Origin of the sequence: Amycolatopsis sp. CFH S0740, from assembly GCF_004522315.1 — a bacterium.
GTDB classification, from domain to species: Bacteria; Actinomycetota; Actinomycetes; order Mycobacteriales; family Pseudonocardiaceae; genus Amycolatopsis; species Amycolatopsis nivea.
Genome location: NZ_SDLS01000042.1, coordinates 38,049 through 52,404 on the forward strand (window position 1 = coordinate 38,049; position 14,356 = coordinate 52,404).

Consider the following 14,356-nt stretch of genomic DNA (forward strand, 5'->3'; position numbering starts at 1 on the left):
GGCATTTGCTCTTGTATAGCATATGCGCCCGCGGTGCGTGCTGGGTAAACTGCCGCGGATGACCGACCCCGGACCGCCCACGCTGCGCGAGCGCAAGAAGCAGCGCACCCGCCAAGCGCTGGTGGAAACCGCGATCGCGATCTTCAGCGAACGCGGTTTCGACGCCACGCCGCTCGACGCGCTGCTCGACGAGGTGGAGGTGTCGCGCCGGACGTTCTTCCGCAATTTCCGCTCGAAGGAGGACGTCGCGCTCGCCGCGGTCAAGGAGCTCTGGAGCGCCTACCTCGACGTCCTGGACGAGACCGCCAAGTCCGGCCCGCTCGCCGACGTCTTCCGCGACGCGATGCTCGCGACCCTCGGCCGGATGGACGAGAACTGGTACCAGCGGTTCCCCGCGACGCTCCGGCTGATCGACGAATCCCCGGCGCTGAACGGGCACACCCTGCGGCACTGCGCGGAAACCGAGGCGGAAATCGTGCGGCGGCTCGGCGATTCCCGTCTCGAACTGCGGCTGCTCGTCGAGTTCTGCGTCGCGGCTTGGCGGTGCGCGCTGGACGAATGGCTGCCCGACTGCGCGCCGGGCGAACTCCCCGGGCACGTGCGGCGCGCTTTCGCGGCCATGGACGGCAGTGTGCGGCTGCGGGCGTGACCGGCCCGTATTATCGGATTCGTACGGTCCGCTAATGATGGGCAGGGGAAACGATGTCAGGTCCGCTGGTGCCGGGCGGGATCGGGGAGCACACGAGCTGCCTGCTGGTCAAACTCGGCCAGGTCGTGTTCCGCCTCGCCGAGGACCGGCTGCACGGGCTCGGTCTGCGGGTGCGGCACTACAGCGTCCTCCAGGCGCTGGCCGACAACGGCCCGATGTCGCAGCTGTCGCTGGGCGCGTACCTGCGCATCGACCCGGCGACGATGGTCAGCAGCCTGGACGACCTCGAGACCCTCGGACTCGCCGCGCGCGCCCGCGACCCCGAAGACCGGCGGCGCTACGTCGTCGACCTCAGCGACGCGGGGCGGAAGACGCTGCGCAAGGCGAACGAACTGCTGGTCGACCTCGACCAGCACGTGCTCAGCGACCTTCCGCAGCGTTCCCACGATTCGCTGCACAAGTTGCTGGCGAGGATGAACGAGGGCGAGACGCTGCCCGGGGAGTTCGATCGGATGCGGGATCAGGCCGGGTCGACGAAGATGTCCAGCGCTAGTTCGCCTTCGCCGCGCTGATAGCGGGACAGGTCGGTCAGGCCTTCGGCGGCGAGCACTTCGTCGTCGATGAACAGATTCCCCGTGCATTCGCGCGACGGTCGGGTGAGGATCGCGTGTGACGAACGAGCTGCTGGCGAATATGAACGAGGGCGAGACGCTGCCCGGGGAGTTCGACCGGATGCGGGATCAGGCCGGGTCGACGAAGATGTCGAGTGCCAGTTCGCCTTCGCCGCGCTGATAGCCGGACAGGTCGGCCACGCCTTCGGCGGCGAGTACTTCGTCGTCGATGAACAGATTCCCGGTGCATTCGCGCGACGGTCGGGTGAGGATCGCGTACGCAGCATCGGCGATGATCTCCGGCGTGCGCGCTTGGCTTGCGCCGCCGATGATGTTGCGCACCGCTGCGGTGTCGATGAGGGTGCGCGGCCACAGTGAATTCGCGGCGATTCCGTCCGCTTTCAGTTCCTCCGCGAGGCCCACGGTGCACAGGCTCATGCCGTACTTGGAGAGCGTGTAGCCCAGGTGCGCGCCGATCCACGCGGGGGAGAGGTTCAGCGGCGGCGAAAGCGTCAGGATGTGCGGATTCGCGGCCTTGCGCAGGTGCGGGATCGCCGCCTTGCTGAGCAGGAACGTGCCTCGCGTGTTGATGTCCTGCATGAGGTCGTAGCGCTTCATCGAGAGCTCTTCGGTGCCGGACCGGTCGAGCGCGCTGGCGTTGTTGACGACGATGTCGATGCCGCCGAACTGCGTCGCCGCCGCTTCGGCCGCGGAGAGCACGTCGTCCTCGGAGCGCACGTCCCCGACGATCGGCAGCGCCTGCCCGCCGGCGGTTTCGATCTCCTTCGCGGCGGTGTAGACGGTGCCTTCCAGCTTCGGATGCGGTTCGGCGGTTTTGGCCAGCAGAACGACATTCGCCCCGTCCCGCGCCGCGCGGGTCGCGATGGCCAGGCCGATGCCGCGGCTGCCGCCGGACATGAGGACGGTCTTTCCGGCTAGAGTCATGAGCGCAACATACCATTAGCAGTACATATGATTGAAGACCCGAATCGTCACGAGGCTCGCCGCAGCAGCCGGATCACTGCCTGCTCGATCCGCTCCCGCAGCTCCTCCTCGGCGAGCCCGTCCGCATCGGCCTTCCGCACCGCGCGGTGGATCGTGCTGTGCCGCTCGAATTCCCGCAGCACGCGCGGGTCGACGTACGAGCGCCGGGCGACGGCAGGCGTGTTGCCGAGTTCCTCCGCGACCTCCTTCATCGCCGCGGTCTCGGCCCTCGCCTGGCCGCGCTGGGACGTCGGTGCCTCCCGCGCGGCGAGGGAGACCGCAGCGAGCACCGTCGCGTGCCAGGTCCGCAGGTCCTTCACCGTGAACTCCTCCCCGGCGAGTTCCTTGAACCGCTCGTTGACGTCGCTGGCGTGCAGTTCGTGCCAGCCGTCGTCGGTGCGGTACACGAACAGGCGCGTGGTGCCGGTGCGGCAGCGGCGGAGCGACTTGAGGACGGCGGCGAGTTCGCCGTCGCGCATGCTCAGCGACCGGACCAGGCCGCTTTTGGCGGGATAACAAAAGGTCAGCTCGTCGCCGCTGATTTTCACGTGTTCGCGCAGCAGCGTGGTCGCGCCATGGGAACCGTTGGTTTCGGCGTACTCCTCTCCGCCGCTGCGGAAGACGCCCCGGTCGATCATCCGCAGCGCGGCGGCGGAGACTCGCCGACGGTCGAGGTGGCGTCGGCGCAGATCCTCCTGGATGGCGGCGCGGACGTTCGGCAGTTCCGCGGCCAGGTCGAGCACCCGGTCGTGCTTCTCCTCGTCGCGCGCTCGACGCCATTCGGGGTGGTAGAGGTACTGGCGACGGCCCGCGTCGTCGGTTCCGACCGCCTGGATGTGCCCGGTCGGATGCGGGCAGATCCACACCCGCCGCCACGCGGGCGGGATCACGAGATCGTGGATGCGGTCGAGCACCTCGGAGTCGGTCACCGGGGAGCCGTCCGGCGCGAGGTACCGGAAGCCGCGGCCGCGTCGCTGCCGCTTGATGCCTGGCGAGGACAGCTCGCTCCGCCGTAACCGCATGCTCGCGGTTGCCCGCGGCGGCGGGCTTCAAACCGGATTCCGGACGCGCGACCGGCAGTCGAGGTTTGCCCGGTCCCGCACCGGTTATCCGGATATCTCCGCGCCGGACCCGGTGCGGGGGATTCAGGGAGGGCTCCGGTCATGAGTACTGCCGTCGCGCAGCGCACTCCGCGCCAGCTCGTCGCCGCCGGTGTGGGGGCGGTGTTCCTGCTCGTGGGCATCCTCGGGTTCATCCCGGGCGTCACCACGCATTACGACCAGCTGGCGGGTGCCGGGCACCATTCGGGCGCGCTGCTGCTCGGGCTGTTCAGCGTCTCGATCCTGCACAACGTCGTGCACCTGGCCTTCGGCGTCGCGGGGCTCGCGCTGGCCCGCACGCCGGCCGGGGCGAAGAACTTCCTCGTCGTCGGCGGCGTGGTCTACCTGGCGCTGTGGGTGTACGGGCTGGTGATCGACCACGGCAGCCCGGCCAACTTCATCCCGGTCAACACCGCCGACAACTGGCTGCACCTCGGCCTGGCGGTGGCGATGATCGTGCTCGGCGTCCTCCCGATGGGCACCCGGAGGAGCCTCTGATGACCACCACCGCAGATCAGTCCTTGTGGCTCGCGACCGCGTCGGCGACCGGCCGGTCGTCCTTGCGCGGGCGGGAACGCGCCGAGGTCGCCGTCATCGGCGGTGGCATCGCCGGGATGACCACCGCGTTGTTGCTCGCCCGGCGAGGCGTGCACGTGGCCGTCCTCGAATCGGGGCGCATCGCGGAGGGGGCCAGCGGCAATAACACCGCGAAGGTCACCGCGTTGCAGTCCACTGTGTACTCGACGCTCCTCAGCGAGCACGACGCGGCCACCGCGACGGCATACGCCGAGGCGGCGCTGGCCGGGGTCGAACTGGTCGCGGAGCTGGCCGAACCCATTGAGTGCGGCCTGCGCAGGCTGCCCGCCGCGACGTTCGCGATGGACGCCGACGAGGTGGACACCGTGCGAGCGGAGTACGAGGCCGCGACGCAGGCGGGTCTTCCGGTCGAATGGACGACCGCGCTCGATCTGCCGGTCCCGGTGCACGGCGCGGTGCGGCTGTCCGGGCAACTCGCGCTCCATCCGGCCGACTACGTGCGCGGGCTCGCCGATGCGGTCGAGGCCGAGGGCGGCCGCGTCTTCGAGAACAGTCGCGTCCGGCAGGTCAGCGCGGTGCCGCCGTACCGCGTCACGACCGAGGACGGTGCGCTCGACGCCGAAAACGTGGTCGTCGCAACGCACTACCCGATCCTCGACCGCGGGCTGTTCTTCCCCCGGCTGGAGGTCCAACGGTCGTATTGCGTCGCCGCGACCCTGAAATCCGGCAAGTCGCCGCAGGAGCTGGCGATCAGCGCCGGGAGTCCATTGTGGTCTTTCGCCTCCTACGAGGACCGGCTGATCCTCGGCGGCCAAGGACATCCGGCGGGCGACCCGGTCGACTTCGCGCGCTACACCGAGCTGGGCGAATTCGCGGCGCGCCACTTCGACGTCGACGAGGTCACGCACCGGTGGTCCGCGCAGGACCCGAAGGCCTACGACAGCATCCCGATCGCCGGGCCGTACTTCCCGGGCGCCCGGAAGCTGTGGGTCGAAACGGGTTTCGGAAAATGGGGCCTGGCGATGGGGACCGCGGCGGCGACCGTGGTAGCCGACGGGATCACCGGATCGGCCAATCCGCATCGGGACCTCTTTTCCCCGCAACGGATTTCGCTGAAGTCGGCGTCGAAGCTGATGCAGCAGAACGCGAAGGTGGCGAAGGACTTCGTCGGCGACCGGCTCGCGCAAGCCGACGCGAAAAGCACCGACGACATCGCCGTGGACCAGGCGAAAGTGCTGGCGGACGGACACGGTCGCAAAGGCGTTTACCGTGACCGGGAAGGCACATTGCACGCGGTTTGCATGCGCTGCACGCATCTCGGCTGCTTCGTGCGGTTCAACGCCGCCGAGCGCAGCTGGGACTGCCCGTGCCACGGTTCGCGATTCGACGTCGACGGCACCGTTCTCGAAGGGCCCGCCACCGCGCCGCTGCCCCGCCGAAATCCCTGAAAAGACCCCGGAACGCCGGGTGTAGGACGGATGATCGCGGGCATTCCTGCCGGACTCGCCGGGCGCGCCGCCCGGCTCGAATCCCCGGGAGAAGACGCTGATGTTCCGACACACCAAGCTGCTGCAGTTCGAGGCGAAGCCCGAGAAGCCGGATCCGGTGTACGCGCACAAGCTCCAGGAGTTGATCGGCGGCGCGTACGGCGAGATGACGGTGACCATGCAGTACCTGTTCCAGGGCTGGAACTGCCGCATCGAGGGCAAATACAAGGACCTGATCATGGACACCGCGACCGAGGAGATCGGGCACGTCGAAATGCTCGCCACGATGGTCGCGCGGCTGCTGGAGGGCGCGCCGGCCACCGCGACCGCGGAAGCGGTGAAGGACCCGGTCATGGCGGCGGTGATCGGCGGGATGGACCCGCAGCAGGCGATCGTGGCCGGCGGCGGCGCGCTGCCCGCCGACTCGAACGGCACGCCGTGGAACGGCAAGTGCATCGTCGCCTCCGGCAATCTTCTCGCCGACTTCCGCGCCAACGCGGCGGCCGAGGCGCAGGGCAGGCTGCAGACCGCGCGGCTGTACCGGATGACCGACGACCCCGGCGTGAAGGCGATGCTGCAGTTCAACCTCGCGCGCGACACCGTGCACCAGAAGCAATGGCTGGCCGCGATCGAGGAACTCAAGGCCGACGGCCTGGAAAGCGACATCGCGCCGACCGCGTTGTTCGACGAGGAAAACCAGGACCACAACAACACGGTGTGGCATCTGTCCGACGGCCCGGACGGCGCGAAGGCGGGCTGGAGCTTCGGCGGGGAAAGCATCGAGTACCTCACCGACCCGAAACCGCTCGGCGGCCCCGGCACCGCGCCGAAGCCGGACCCCGCGCTGTACGGGACGTACTCGCCGACGCAGAACGCGGTGGGTTCGCTGAAGGGGAAGGCCAAAGAGGCGAAGAACAAGGCTAAGTGACAGGTGCGCAGGGACCCCGGGCCGATGGCGTCCGGGGTTCTTGCCGGTCAGACGCCGTATCCGCCGTCGACGTCGAGCTTCTGCCCGCTGATGAACCCGGCGCGGTCCGAGGCCAGGAAGCACACCGCTTCCGCGATGTCCTGCGCGTTGCCGAAGGTGCGCAACGGGATGGCGCGCCGGGCCGCTTCGAGCGCACGGTCGTCGAGGTCTCCGTTGGCCATGAGGTCCGCGGCCATCCCGTCCGTCAGCATTCCGGGCCCGACACAGTTGACCCGGACGCCGAACCGGCCTTCCTCGGCCGCGAGTGCCCGGGCGGTCGCTTCCACCGCGCCCTTGGGTCCGGCGGAAAGACCGTCGCGGACGGGGTAACGCTTGGTCGCGGCTGTGGTGACCGCGACGATCGAACCTTTGCTGGCACGCAGGGCGGGCAGTGCCGGATGGACGAGGTTGAAGAACGCGGCGGCTTCCGCGGTGAGCTGCCTGCCGAAATCGGCGGGATCCACTGTGGACAGATGCTGCTGCGGGACGAGCGGCCCGGCGGCGTGGACGAGGGTGTGGATCGTTCCGAAACGCTCGATGTACGCCTTGGTCTGCCCGGCATCGGTGAGGTCCAGGGGATCCGCGGTCGCTTCGAGTTCGGCGGCTAGCCGCTTGGCTGCTTCGTGATCGCTGCGGTAGGTAAAGGCGACCGCGGAGCCGCGCGCGGCGAGGGTCCGGCAGATCGCGGAGCCCAGCCCTCCGGTGCCCCCGGTCACGACCGCGACGCCCGGCTTGCCGTGGAAATCCTTCAAGGGCAGCCTTCTTCCGTCAGCGCAAAGCAAGCGCTTGGTACGAGCTTACGGTCCCGCGCGGCGCCGGTCAAACGGAGAAATCAGGTGTCCGCTGAGCCGACGCATGCTCCCTGCGGCCCCTTCCGGCGAAGGTACCTTCGCGCGGCTGAGTGCTCCGAACCGAAGGAAGTGAAACGTGTCCGATCAACTCGTCGATCTGCGGGACAAAATCGTGTTCGTCACCGGTGCCGCGCAAGGCCAGGGTGCCGAGCACGCCCGGACCACCGCGCGGCTGGGCGCCCGCGTCGTCCTGGCGGACCTGGACGAAAGCGCCGTCGCCGCGGTCGCGGACGAGATCGACGGCGAGACGCTCGCGGTCGGATTGGACGTGCGCAGCAAGGAAAACTGGGCCGCCGCGATGGAACGCACCCGCGCCGAGTTCGGCCGGGTCGATGTCCTCGTCAACAATGCCGGTTTCTACCGCAAGGCACCGTTGGATAGCTTCGAGGAGGACCACCTGACGCACACCTTGGGGGTCAATTTGATCGGCCCGGTCCTCGGGATGCAGGCCGTGCTGCCGTTGATGCGCGAACGCGGCGGTTCGATCGTCAACGTCGCCTCGACCGCGGCGCTGACCGGTTTCGCGGGCGGTCTGGGATACGGCGCGTCGAAATGGGGGCTGCGCGGGGCGAGCAAATCCGCGGCGAAGGAACTCGGCGAGTTCGGTATCCGGGTCAACTGCGTATGCCCGGGTGCGATCGACACGCAGATGATCTCCGAAACGACCCGCGCAGGCGGCGGCGCGGTGGCTGAGCAGCCGATCCGCCGCCCTGGCACGACGGGTGAGGTGGCGGCGTTGGTGGCTTTTCTGGCCAGTGATGCGAGTAGTTATTGCACAGGTCAGGATTTCGTGATCGACGGCGGCCAAACCGCCTGACGCGCCGGCTGGGTCGGCCCTCCCCGGCGAGGGCCGATCAGCCGGAAGCAGACCCGCCGTTGGCCAGCTGCAATTCGACCCCCGCAGGCGGCAAGTCCGGCACTGCCCGCGGCCGCAGTGTGGGCACGCCGTTGGCGACCCGCCACACCGTCGCCGCGGCGTTGCGCACCTCGGTGATCGTGGCGACCAGATCGAGCGCTCGCGTCGGCCCGCACACCGACAGCGCGAAGTGCCCGTCGTCGTCCATGGTGGTGATCGGCGCGGCCACCACGGTCACGCCGTGATGGGTGCCCTGCGCGTCCACGGCCACCCCGCCGCGGTCGCGGACCCGGGCGAGGTCGCGCATGAGCTGGCTGCGGGTCTGGATGGAGTACTGGGTCGGCGCGTAGCCGAAATGCAGCTCCGGCCAGTGGTCGGGGGAGAGGGTGGCGAGCAGCGCCCGGCCCGGCGCGGTGAGCGTGACCGGCTGCCGGGCGCCCGCGCTCCACTGCCCGGAGGCGGACGGCCACGAGCCGATCCGTTCGAGGTGCATGATCTCCGCGCCGACCAGCATGCTGAGGTACACCGTCAGCCCGCTGCGGCGATGCAGCTCAGCCATCACCGCGACGGCGGCGCGGGGGACAGTGCGCCGGCGGGTGAACTGCGAGCCGAGTTCGAACATGCGCACCCCGAGCGTGTAGGTGAACTCCTTGCGCTCCACCCAGCCGAGTTCGACCAGCCGCTGCAGGATCCGGTGCGCCGAAGACCGCGGCACGTGCGAGCGGCGGGCGAGTTCGGCCAGAGTCAGCGGCCGTTCGCCCACGAAGGACTCCAGCAGCGACGCGACGCGGTCGATCATCGCCGCGGGGGCTTCCTCGATGTGCGCCATTGCAACACCACCTCCAGACTGCGTATGTCAGATTGAGACTACCTGTCAGAATCTGACACCTTGGAGTGTAGGCACACCGGAGCTCGGCTGTAAACCGCCTCCGGACAGCAAGATGCGCCGTGCCCGGCAATCCGGACACGGCGCATCTGTGCGGTCATACGGTCTGGACGATCCGCAGCCGTCCGGCCGCGACCTCGGCGTCGAGAGACTCCTTGAGCCGCGAACACCCCGCCAGTGCGGGACCCGGCATCGGCGACGTGCCCAGTTCCGCGCAAGCCTCGATCGCCTCGGCGTTCCACTGCAGGCTCGTCTGGTGCACCGTGCTCTTGCGCACCAGCAGCCGCGCCTCGCAGTGTTGGCAGTGCAGCGGCTGCATCGGCATGTCGTCGAGCCGGTTGTCGGTCCTCGGTTCGCTCACGGCGCGGTCTCCGTCGGCTTGGCCTGGCGGGCGATGTTGGCGGCCACCTCGTCGTGCCACGCCTGGGTCGGCCGGGTGAGGTCGAGTTCGTACTCGAAGCGGTCGACCATCTCCGGGCGGATGTCGGCGACGTCGACGTAGAACTGCTCGTACCAGCGGCGCAGCTGGTACACCGGCCCGTCCTCCTCGCACAGCAGCGGGTTGTCGATCCGGGCCTTGTGCTTCCAGATCTCGACGTCCTGCTCGAAGCCGACCTTGATGTAGTCGCCGAGCGCGATCGCCGAGCGCATCGCCGCGTCCTCGGGCAGGGTGGCCGATTTCTTGACGATGATCCCGTACTGCAGCACGAACGAATCCGCCGTGATCGGGTAGTGGCAGTTGAGCAGAACCGTGTGGTGGTCGCCGAATTCGTAGTGATATGTCAGGTCGTCGATCATGAACGACGGGCCGTAATAGGACGCGACGGAGGTGCTGCCGAGCATTTTCGGCTGTCCTTCGGGCGCGGGGTAGTCGTCGCGGGAGTCGCCGTTCATGTACTGGGTCGCGACGTGGCCCTCGAAGACGTTCTTGAAGTACGTCGGCAGCGATCCGTGCACGTAAAAGAAATGCGCCATGTCCACGACGTTGTCGATGATCTCGCGGCAGTTGGTGTTGACGACGGTCGTGTACCAGTGCCAGTCGGTCCATTCGTCGCTTTCCGCGCCTTCGATGCGGGGGATGGCGACCTCGTCGGTCGGCTTCGTGCCTTCCGGGTCGTTCCAGACGAACAGCAGACCGTCCTGCTCCAAGGTCGTCCACGCCTGCGTGCGCGCGAGCATCGGGACGCGTTTGCTGTACGGGATCTGCTTGCACCGGCCGTCGCCGCCCCAGCGCCAGTCGTGGAACGGGCAGGCGATCTCGTCGCCCTTGACCTCGCCCTGGGACAGGTCGCCGCCGAGGTGCCGGCAATAGGAATCGAGGATATTGATCTTTCCGTTCGCCCCGCGGAACACCACGAGTTTCGTGCCGAAGGCGTGCACGGTATGCGGTTTCCCGTCGGCGAAATCGCGGACGAGACCGAGGCAGTGCCAGCCGCGGGCGAAGCGGGCGGGGGCGGAATCCGCTTCGATCCGGCGGATCTCGTCCTGGTGCAGAGAAGTCATCGCGCTCTCCTGGAAAGGGTTGGTGGGGAGCTGTCGGTCCGGTGCGTTCCGGTTCTAACAAGCACCGGGGCCATGAACCCGGTCACAGTTCACTGACTGGAACGCCGCTGGTGCACTACGTCGGCCGGGCTCCAGATCGCGCGCATGCTCGTGATCCGGCCGCGCTCGTCGAACGTCATGACGTCGATCGGCTCGATCGCGCTCACGAACTCCTCGGTCGTGGTGATCACGCGCAGGTGGAAGGCGGCCGTGTCGCCGGCGGCCCGGACGGCCAGCAGTTCGGCGGTGAGGGCGAGGCCCTCGAGTTCGCTGTAGAACGCGGCGATGGCTTCCCGGCCCTTGCGGACGGCACTGCCCGCGGGGTCCTCGACGGTGGCGTCCTCGGCGTAAAGGGCGGCGATCCGCGCCGGGTCGCCTGCTTCGAGCCTGCGCGCGTACTCCGCGACGGTGCGGGTGATCTTGTCGGTGGTCAGCATGCGGGGGATGCAAGCACAGCCGGGGGCGGGAGCGAGCCCGAGCAACCGCTTGGTGGGAAGCCGCGTCGAATTATGCCGTTGACGTGGGCGGAAGCGCCTGCCGCACAAGATCTTTCGCGACTCGTCTCCCAGTCAGCGAAACGACCGCGATCCGGCGGGCGGGCGCGGCCGTACCGTGCGCAGGCCCCGTCCGGCGGGGCGAGGGACGACGACCAGGAGGGTGGATGTCCGCCGAAACGAGTACCGGCCGCGGGAAACGGGTCCGGGTGACCGCCGTCGTGGAGGAGACCGCCGACGCGCGCTCGTTCGTCGTGGAGCCGGCCGGCGACCCCGCGTTCGGCTACCGCGCCGGGCAGTTCCTGACCGTGCGGGTCCCGGACGCCGGAACGGGTTCCGCCCGCTGCTACTCGCTGTCGAGTTCGCCGCACTGCGACGAGGCGATGAAGTTCACCGTCAAACGGGTGCGGGGCGGGCACGGGTCCAACTGGCTGTGCGACACCGTCACCGCGGGCGCTGAGCTGGACGTGCTCCCGCCGGCGGGGACCTTCACGCCCGCGTCGCTGGACCAGTCCGTGGTGCTGCTCGCGGGCGGCAGCGGGATCACTCCGGTGATCGCCATCGCGAAGTCGATCCTGTTCGGCGGCAGCGGGGAAGTCGTGCTGCTTTACGCGAACCGTGACGAAGCGTCGGTGATCTTCGCTGCCGAACTGGCCGCCCTCGAGAGCAAGTTTCCCGATCGCTTCACGGTGATACACCTGCTGGAATCACTGCAAGGCTATCCCAGCCGGAACCTGCTGACCGTGTTGCTGCGTCCGTTCGCCGACCGCGACCTCTATCTCTGCGGCCCGGAGCCGCTCATGGACGTGGCCGCGGAGGTCGCCGCGAGCGTCGGAATGGCCGGGGTGCACTCCGAACGGTTTCTTTCCCTGCAGCAAGATCCGTTCGCACCAGCGGAATCCGGGACCGGCGAGGTCGCGTGCACCATGCGGGTCTCGCTCGACGGCGAGGACCACGTCGTCCCGTGGAGAGCCGGGGCGAAACTCCTCGACGCGCTGCTGGCCGCGGGCGTCGACGCACCGTACTCGTGCCGCGAAGGCGCCTGCAGCGCGTGCGTGTGCTCGCTGACGGAGGGCAAGGTGAACTTGGCTCGCAACGAGATTCTCACCGAGGACGATCTCGCCGAGGGTTACGTCCTGGCGTGCCAGGCCGAACCGGTCAGCGACGAGATCGCGATCGAGTACTGAAACCGCTGTTCCACTCATCAGGAGACCGGGCCCGATCCGGTTTCCCGGTTGGCAAGCTCGACCCACACACAAGGAGCCGTCATGCCGCATGCAGCAATCGACAACATCGAGGCGATCGCCGAGGAACTCCGGGCCGGCGCCGACGAAGGCGAGTCGCTCGGCCGGTTGCCGGACGACATGGCGAAGCGGCTCAAGCAAGCGGGCATCATCCGCTTGCTGCAGCGCAAGAAGTACAACGGCTACGAGGCGCACCCGCGCGAGTTCGCCGAAACTGTCATGAAGACGGCGAGCATCTACGGGTCGGCCGGATGGGTGGGCGGCATCGTCGGCGTGCACCCGTGGCAGCTCGCCTTCGCCGATCCGAAGGTGCAGGAAGAGATCCTGGGCGAGGACACCGACACCTGGCAGGCGTCGCCGTACATGCCCGCCGGGGTCGCGGTTCCGGCTGATGGCGGCTTCGTGCTGAACGGCCGCTGGCAGTTCTCGTCGGGCACCGACCACTGCGACTGGATCTTCCTCGGCGCACTGCTCGGCGGCAAGGACGGCCAGCCGTTGATGCCGCCGCACAGCATGCACGTGATCCTGCCGCGTTCGGACTACGAGATCATCGACGGTTCCTGGGACGTCGTCGGCCTGCGCGGCACCGGCAGCAAGGACATCGTGGTCAAGGACGCGTTCGTCCCGGCGTACCGGGTGATGGACGCGGACAAGGTCATCGACGGCTCGGCGGCCAGGGAGTACGGCGTCACCGAGACGCTGTACAAGATGCCGTGGTCGACGATCTTCCCGCTCGGCATCACCTCGGCGACCATCGGCATCTGCGAGGGCGTGCTGGCCGCCGGGATCGACTACCAGCGCAACCGCGTCGGCGCGACCGGCACCCTCGTCAAGGACGACCCGTACGTGCTGCACGCGCTCAGCGACTCGGCCTCGGAGATCGACGCCGCGCGCCAGCAACTGCTGTCCAATGTGGACCGCGTGTGGGACAAGGTCGACCGCGGCGAGGAGATCGACTTCGCCACGCGTGCCCGGATCCGCCGGGACCAGGCCCGCGCGGCGTGGCGGGCGGTGCGCGCCGCGGACGAGATCTTCGACCGCGCCGGCGGCAACGCGTTGCGGATGGACAACCCGTTGCAGCGCTTCTGGCGCGACGCGCACGCCGGTCTGCACCACGCCATCCACGTCACGAGCACCACTTACCACGCCGCCGCGCTGGCGTCGCTGAACGTCGAAGTCCCGCAGGGCCCGCTGCGCGTGATGATCTGAGAAAGGACACCCACGATGAGCGAAATCAAGGGACTCGGCTACGTCCGGGTCATCGCCACCGACCTCGACCGCTGGCGCGAACTCGGCTTCGACGTGCTCGGTTTCGCGCCGGGCTTCGGCGACGAGAAGGACGCGCTGCACTTCCGGATGGACGAGCGGCCGTCCCGGATCACCGTCGAGCACGGCGAGGCCGACCGCGTGACGGCGGTCGGCTGGGAGGTGCGGGACGCCCCGGCGTTGCGCCGGCTCCGCGAGACCCTCGAAAAGGCCGGGGTGGACTGCACGCCGATGTCGCAGGAACTCGCGGACCGGCGCAAGGTCGAGGCCGGGTTTTCCGCCAAGGACCCGGGCGGGACGCCGCTCGAGTTCTTCCACGGGCCGGTCCTCGAACACAGCCCGGTGCTCACCAAGTACGCCCACAAGTTCGTCACCGGCGCGCAGGGCCTCGGGCACGTGGTCATGCCGACCACCAGCTTCGACGAGTCCTTCGAGTTCTACACCGAAACGCTCGGCTTCCTGTCCCGCGGCGCGTTCCGGATGCCCGGCCCGCCGGAAGCCGGCCCGCTGCGGATCCGGTTCCTCGGGATCAACCGGCGCCACCACAGCCTGGCGATCATGCCGAGCCTGGAGGGCCGTGACCCGGGCCTGATCCACGTCATGGTCGAGGTCGATTCGCTCGACGCGGTCGGCCGCGCCTACGACCAGGTCCTGGCGCGCGATTTCCCGGTGTCCTCGACGCTGGGGCGGCACACCAACGACAAGATGATCTCGTTCTACGTCCGCGTCCCCGGCGGCTGGGACATCGAGTACGGCTACGGCGGCCAGCTCGTCGACGAAAGCTATTACACCGCCGAGGAAATCACCGCGGACAGCTACTGGGGCCACGAATGGCTCTGGATGAAGGAAATGAAGGAAGCCGCCGCGCGCGGAGAAGCCTGA

The 14,356-nt window shown here is 68.6% G+C and carries 16 protein-coding genes and 1 pseudogene; 9 read left to right on the forward strand and 8 right to left on the reverse strand.

Annotated elements, in window-relative coordinates; all coding sequences use genetic code 11:
* Positions 1-58 precede the first annotated feature (58 nt).
* Entirely contained in the window at positions 59-649 is a 591-nt protein-coding gene (locus tag EIZ45_RS41735; protein WP_134669234.1) for a TetR/AcrR family transcriptional regulator, read from the forward strand.
* Between the two features lie 53 nt (positions 650-702).
* Positions 703-1,221 (forward strand): MarR family winged helix-turn-helix transcriptional regulator, encoded by a 519-nt coding sequence (locus EIZ45_RS41740; protein ID WP_051728782.1) that lies wholly within the window; start codon positions 703-705, stop codon positions 1,219-1,221.
* On the opposite strand, the pseudogene EIZ45_RS47760 reads toward EIZ45_RS41740, so the two are convergent.
* The 3 genes and pseudogenes from EIZ45_RS47760 to EIZ45_RS41750 form a co-directional block, all read right to left on the reverse strand.
* Positions 1,170-1,319 (reverse strand): annotated as a pseudogene (locus EIZ45_RS47760) (short chain dehydrogenase); the annotation flags it as partial. The gene EIZ45_RS41740 and the pseudogene EIZ45_RS47760 overlap by 52 nt on opposite strands.
* Positions 1,320-1,389: 70 nt before the next feature.
* Positions 1,390-2,205 (reverse strand): NAD(P)-dependent oxidoreductase, encoded by an 816-nt coding sequence (locus EIZ45_RS41745; RefSeq protein ID WP_134669231.1) that lies wholly within the window; start codon positions 2,203-2,205, stop codon positions 1,390-1,392.
* A 47-nt stretch (positions 2,206-2,252) separates the two neighbouring features.
* A complete protein-coding gene (locus EIZ45_RS41750; RefSeq protein ID WP_134669229.1) occupies positions 2,253-3,266 on the reverse strand; it encodes a DNA topoisomerase IB in 1,014 nt (337 codons plus the stop codon).
* Positions 3,267-3,407: 141 nt separating this feature from the next.
* On the opposite strand from EIZ45_RS41750, the gene EIZ45_RS41755 reads away from it, so the two are divergent.
* From EIZ45_RS41755 to EIZ45_RS41765, 3 genes are all read left to right on the forward strand, one after another.
* On the forward strand, positions 3,408-3,842 hold the full coding sequence (locus EIZ45_RS41755) for a DUF4383 domain-containing protein (protein ID WP_134669227.1): 435 nt from the start codon (positions 3,408-3,410) through the stop codon (positions 3,840-3,842).
* Positions 3,842-5,329, forward strand: a complete 1,488-nt coding sequence (locus EIZ45_RS41760; protein WP_134669224.1) for an FAD-dependent oxidoreductase — start codon at positions 3,842-3,844, stop codon at positions 5,327-5,329. Before EIZ45_RS41755 ends, EIZ45_RS41760 begins: the two co-directional genes overlap by 1 nt.
* A gap of 100 nt (positions 5,330-5,429) precedes the next feature.
* The gene (locus EIZ45_RS41765; RefSeq protein WP_134669222.1) at positions 5,430-6,296 is read left to right on the forward strand and encodes a manganese catalase family protein; all 867 of its coding nucleotides are present in this window, start codon (positions 5,430-5,432) and stop codon (positions 6,294-6,296) included.
* Positions 6,297-6,343: 47 nt separating this feature from the next.
* Here the strand turns inward: EIZ45_RS41765 and EIZ45_RS41770 are convergent, their stop codons facing one another.
* Positions 6,344-7,087, reverse strand: a complete 744-nt coding sequence (locus EIZ45_RS41770) for an SDR family NAD(P)-dependent oxidoreductase (protein ID WP_134669220.1) — start codon at positions 7,085-7,087, stop codon at positions 6,344-6,346.
* A 175-nt stretch (positions 7,088-7,262) separates the two neighbouring features.
* Between EIZ45_RS41770 and EIZ45_RS41775 the strand changes: the two genes are divergently transcribed.
* Positions 7,263-8,003: an SDR family NAD(P)-dependent oxidoreductase gene (locus tag EIZ45_RS41775; RefSeq protein WP_134669218.1), complete on the forward strand. Its 741-nt coding sequence runs from the start codon at positions 7,263-7,265 to the stop codon at positions 8,001-8,003.
* A 37-nt stretch (positions 8,004-8,040) separates the two neighbouring features.
* Here EIZ45_RS41775 and EIZ45_RS41780 read toward each other — a convergent pair whose 3' ends face one another.
* The 4 genes from EIZ45_RS41780 to EIZ45_RS41795 form a co-directional block, all read right to left on the reverse strand.
* Entirely contained in the window at positions 8,041-8,871 is an 831-nt protein-coding gene (locus tag EIZ45_RS41780) for an IclR family transcriptional regulator (RefSeq protein WP_134669216.1), read from the reverse strand.
* 154 nt (positions 8,872-9,025) lie between these two features.
* Positions 9,026-9,289, reverse strand: a complete 264-nt coding sequence (locus EIZ45_RS41785) for a hypothetical protein (protein WP_037810748.1) — start codon at positions 9,287-9,289, stop codon at positions 9,026-9,028.
* On the reverse strand, positions 9,286-10,431 hold the full coding sequence (locus EIZ45_RS41790) for a Rieske 2Fe-2S domain-containing protein (protein ID WP_134669214.1): 1,146 nt from the start codon (positions 10,429-10,431) through the stop codon (positions 9,286-9,288). Before EIZ45_RS41790 ends, EIZ45_RS41785 begins: the two co-directional genes overlap by 4 nt.
* A gap of 89 nt (positions 10,432-10,520) precedes the next feature.
* Positions 10,521-10,907, reverse strand: coding sequence for a nuclear transport factor 2 family protein (locus tag EIZ45_RS41795; protein ID WP_134669212.1), 387 nt, complete (start codon positions 10,905-10,907; stop codon positions 10,521-10,523).
* Positions 10,908-11,131: 224 nt separating this feature from the next.
* Between EIZ45_RS41795 and EIZ45_RS41800 the strand changes: the two genes are divergently transcribed.
* The 3 genes from EIZ45_RS41800 to EIZ45_RS41810 all read left to right on the forward strand — a co-directional run bounded on the left by EIZ45_RS41800 (position 11,132) and on the right by EIZ45_RS41810 (position 14,356).
* Positions 11,132-12,151 (forward strand): 2Fe-2S iron-sulfur cluster-binding protein, encoded by a 1,020-nt coding sequence (locus EIZ45_RS41800; protein ID WP_134669209.1) that lies wholly within the window; start codon positions 11,132-11,134, stop codon positions 12,149-12,151.
* Between the two features lie 81 nt (positions 12,152-12,232).
* Positions 12,233-13,417 carry an acyl-CoA dehydrogenase family protein gene (locus EIZ45_RS41805; RefSeq protein ID WP_134669207.1) on the forward strand — a complete coding sequence of 395 codons (1,185 nt, stop codon included), beginning with the start codon at positions 12,233-12,235 and terminating at the stop codon, positions 13,415-13,417.
* A 15-nt stretch (positions 13,418-13,432) separates the two neighbouring features.
* Positions 13,433-14,356, forward strand: coding sequence for a VOC family protein (locus EIZ45_RS41810; RefSeq protein ID WP_134669205.1), 924 nt, complete (start codon positions 13,433-13,435; stop codon positions 14,354-14,356).

Excerpts from the sequence above, each read along its gene's own strand:
- EIZ45_RS41745 (WP_134669231.1), bottom strand. The coding sequence starts at position 2,205 with ATGACTCTAGCCGGAAAGACCGTCCTCATGTCCGGCGGCAGCCGCGGC.
- EIZ45_RS41805 (WP_134669207.1), top strand. The coding sequence starts at position 12,233 with ATGCCGCATGCAGCAATCGACAACATCGAGGCGATCGCCGAGGAACTC.
- EIZ45_RS41795 (WP_134669212.1), bottom strand. The coding sequence starts at position 10,907 with ATGCTGACCACCGACAAGATCACCCGCACCGTCGCGGAGTACGCGCGC.
- EIZ45_RS41740 (WP_051728782.1), top strand. The coding sequence starts at position 703 with ATGTCAGGTCCGCTGGTGCCGGGCGGGATCGGGGAGCACACGAGCTGC.
- EIZ45_RS41735 (WP_134669234.1), top strand. The coding sequence starts at position 59 with ATGACCGACCCCGGACCGCCCACGCTGCGCGAGCGCAAGAAGCAGCGC.
- EIZ45_RS41760 (WP_134669224.1), top strand. The coding sequence starts at position 3,842 with ATGACCACCACCGCAGATCAGTCCTTGTGGCTCGCGACCGCGTCGGCG.
- EIZ45_RS41790 (WP_134669214.1), bottom strand. The coding sequence starts at position 10,431 with ATGACTTCTCTGCACCAGGACGAGATCCGCCGGATCGAAGCGGATTCC.
- EIZ45_RS41750 (WP_134669229.1), bottom strand. The coding sequence starts at position 3,266 with ATGCGGTTACGGCGGAGCGAGCTGTCCTCGCCAGGCATCAAGCGGCAG.
- EIZ45_RS41810 (WP_134669205.1), top strand. The coding sequence starts at position 13,433 with ATGAGCGAAATCAAGGGACTCGGCTACGTCCGGGTCATCGCCACCGAC.
- EIZ45_RS41765 (WP_134669222.1), top strand. The coding sequence starts at position 5,430 with ATGTTCCGACACACCAAGCTGCTGCAGTTCGAGGCGAAGCCCGAGAAG.
- EIZ45_RS41800 (WP_134669209.1), top strand. The coding sequence starts at position 11,132 with ATGTCCGCCGAAACGAGTACCGGCCGCGGGAAACGGGTCCGGGTGACC.
- EIZ45_RS41755 (WP_134669227.1), top strand. The coding sequence starts at position 3,408 with ATGAGTACTGCCGTCGCGCAGCGCACTCCGCGCCAGCTCGTCGCCGCC.
- EIZ45_RS41780 (WP_134669216.1), bottom strand. The coding sequence starts at position 8,871 with ATGGCGCACATCGAGGAAGCCCCCGCGGCGATGATCGACCGCGTCGCG.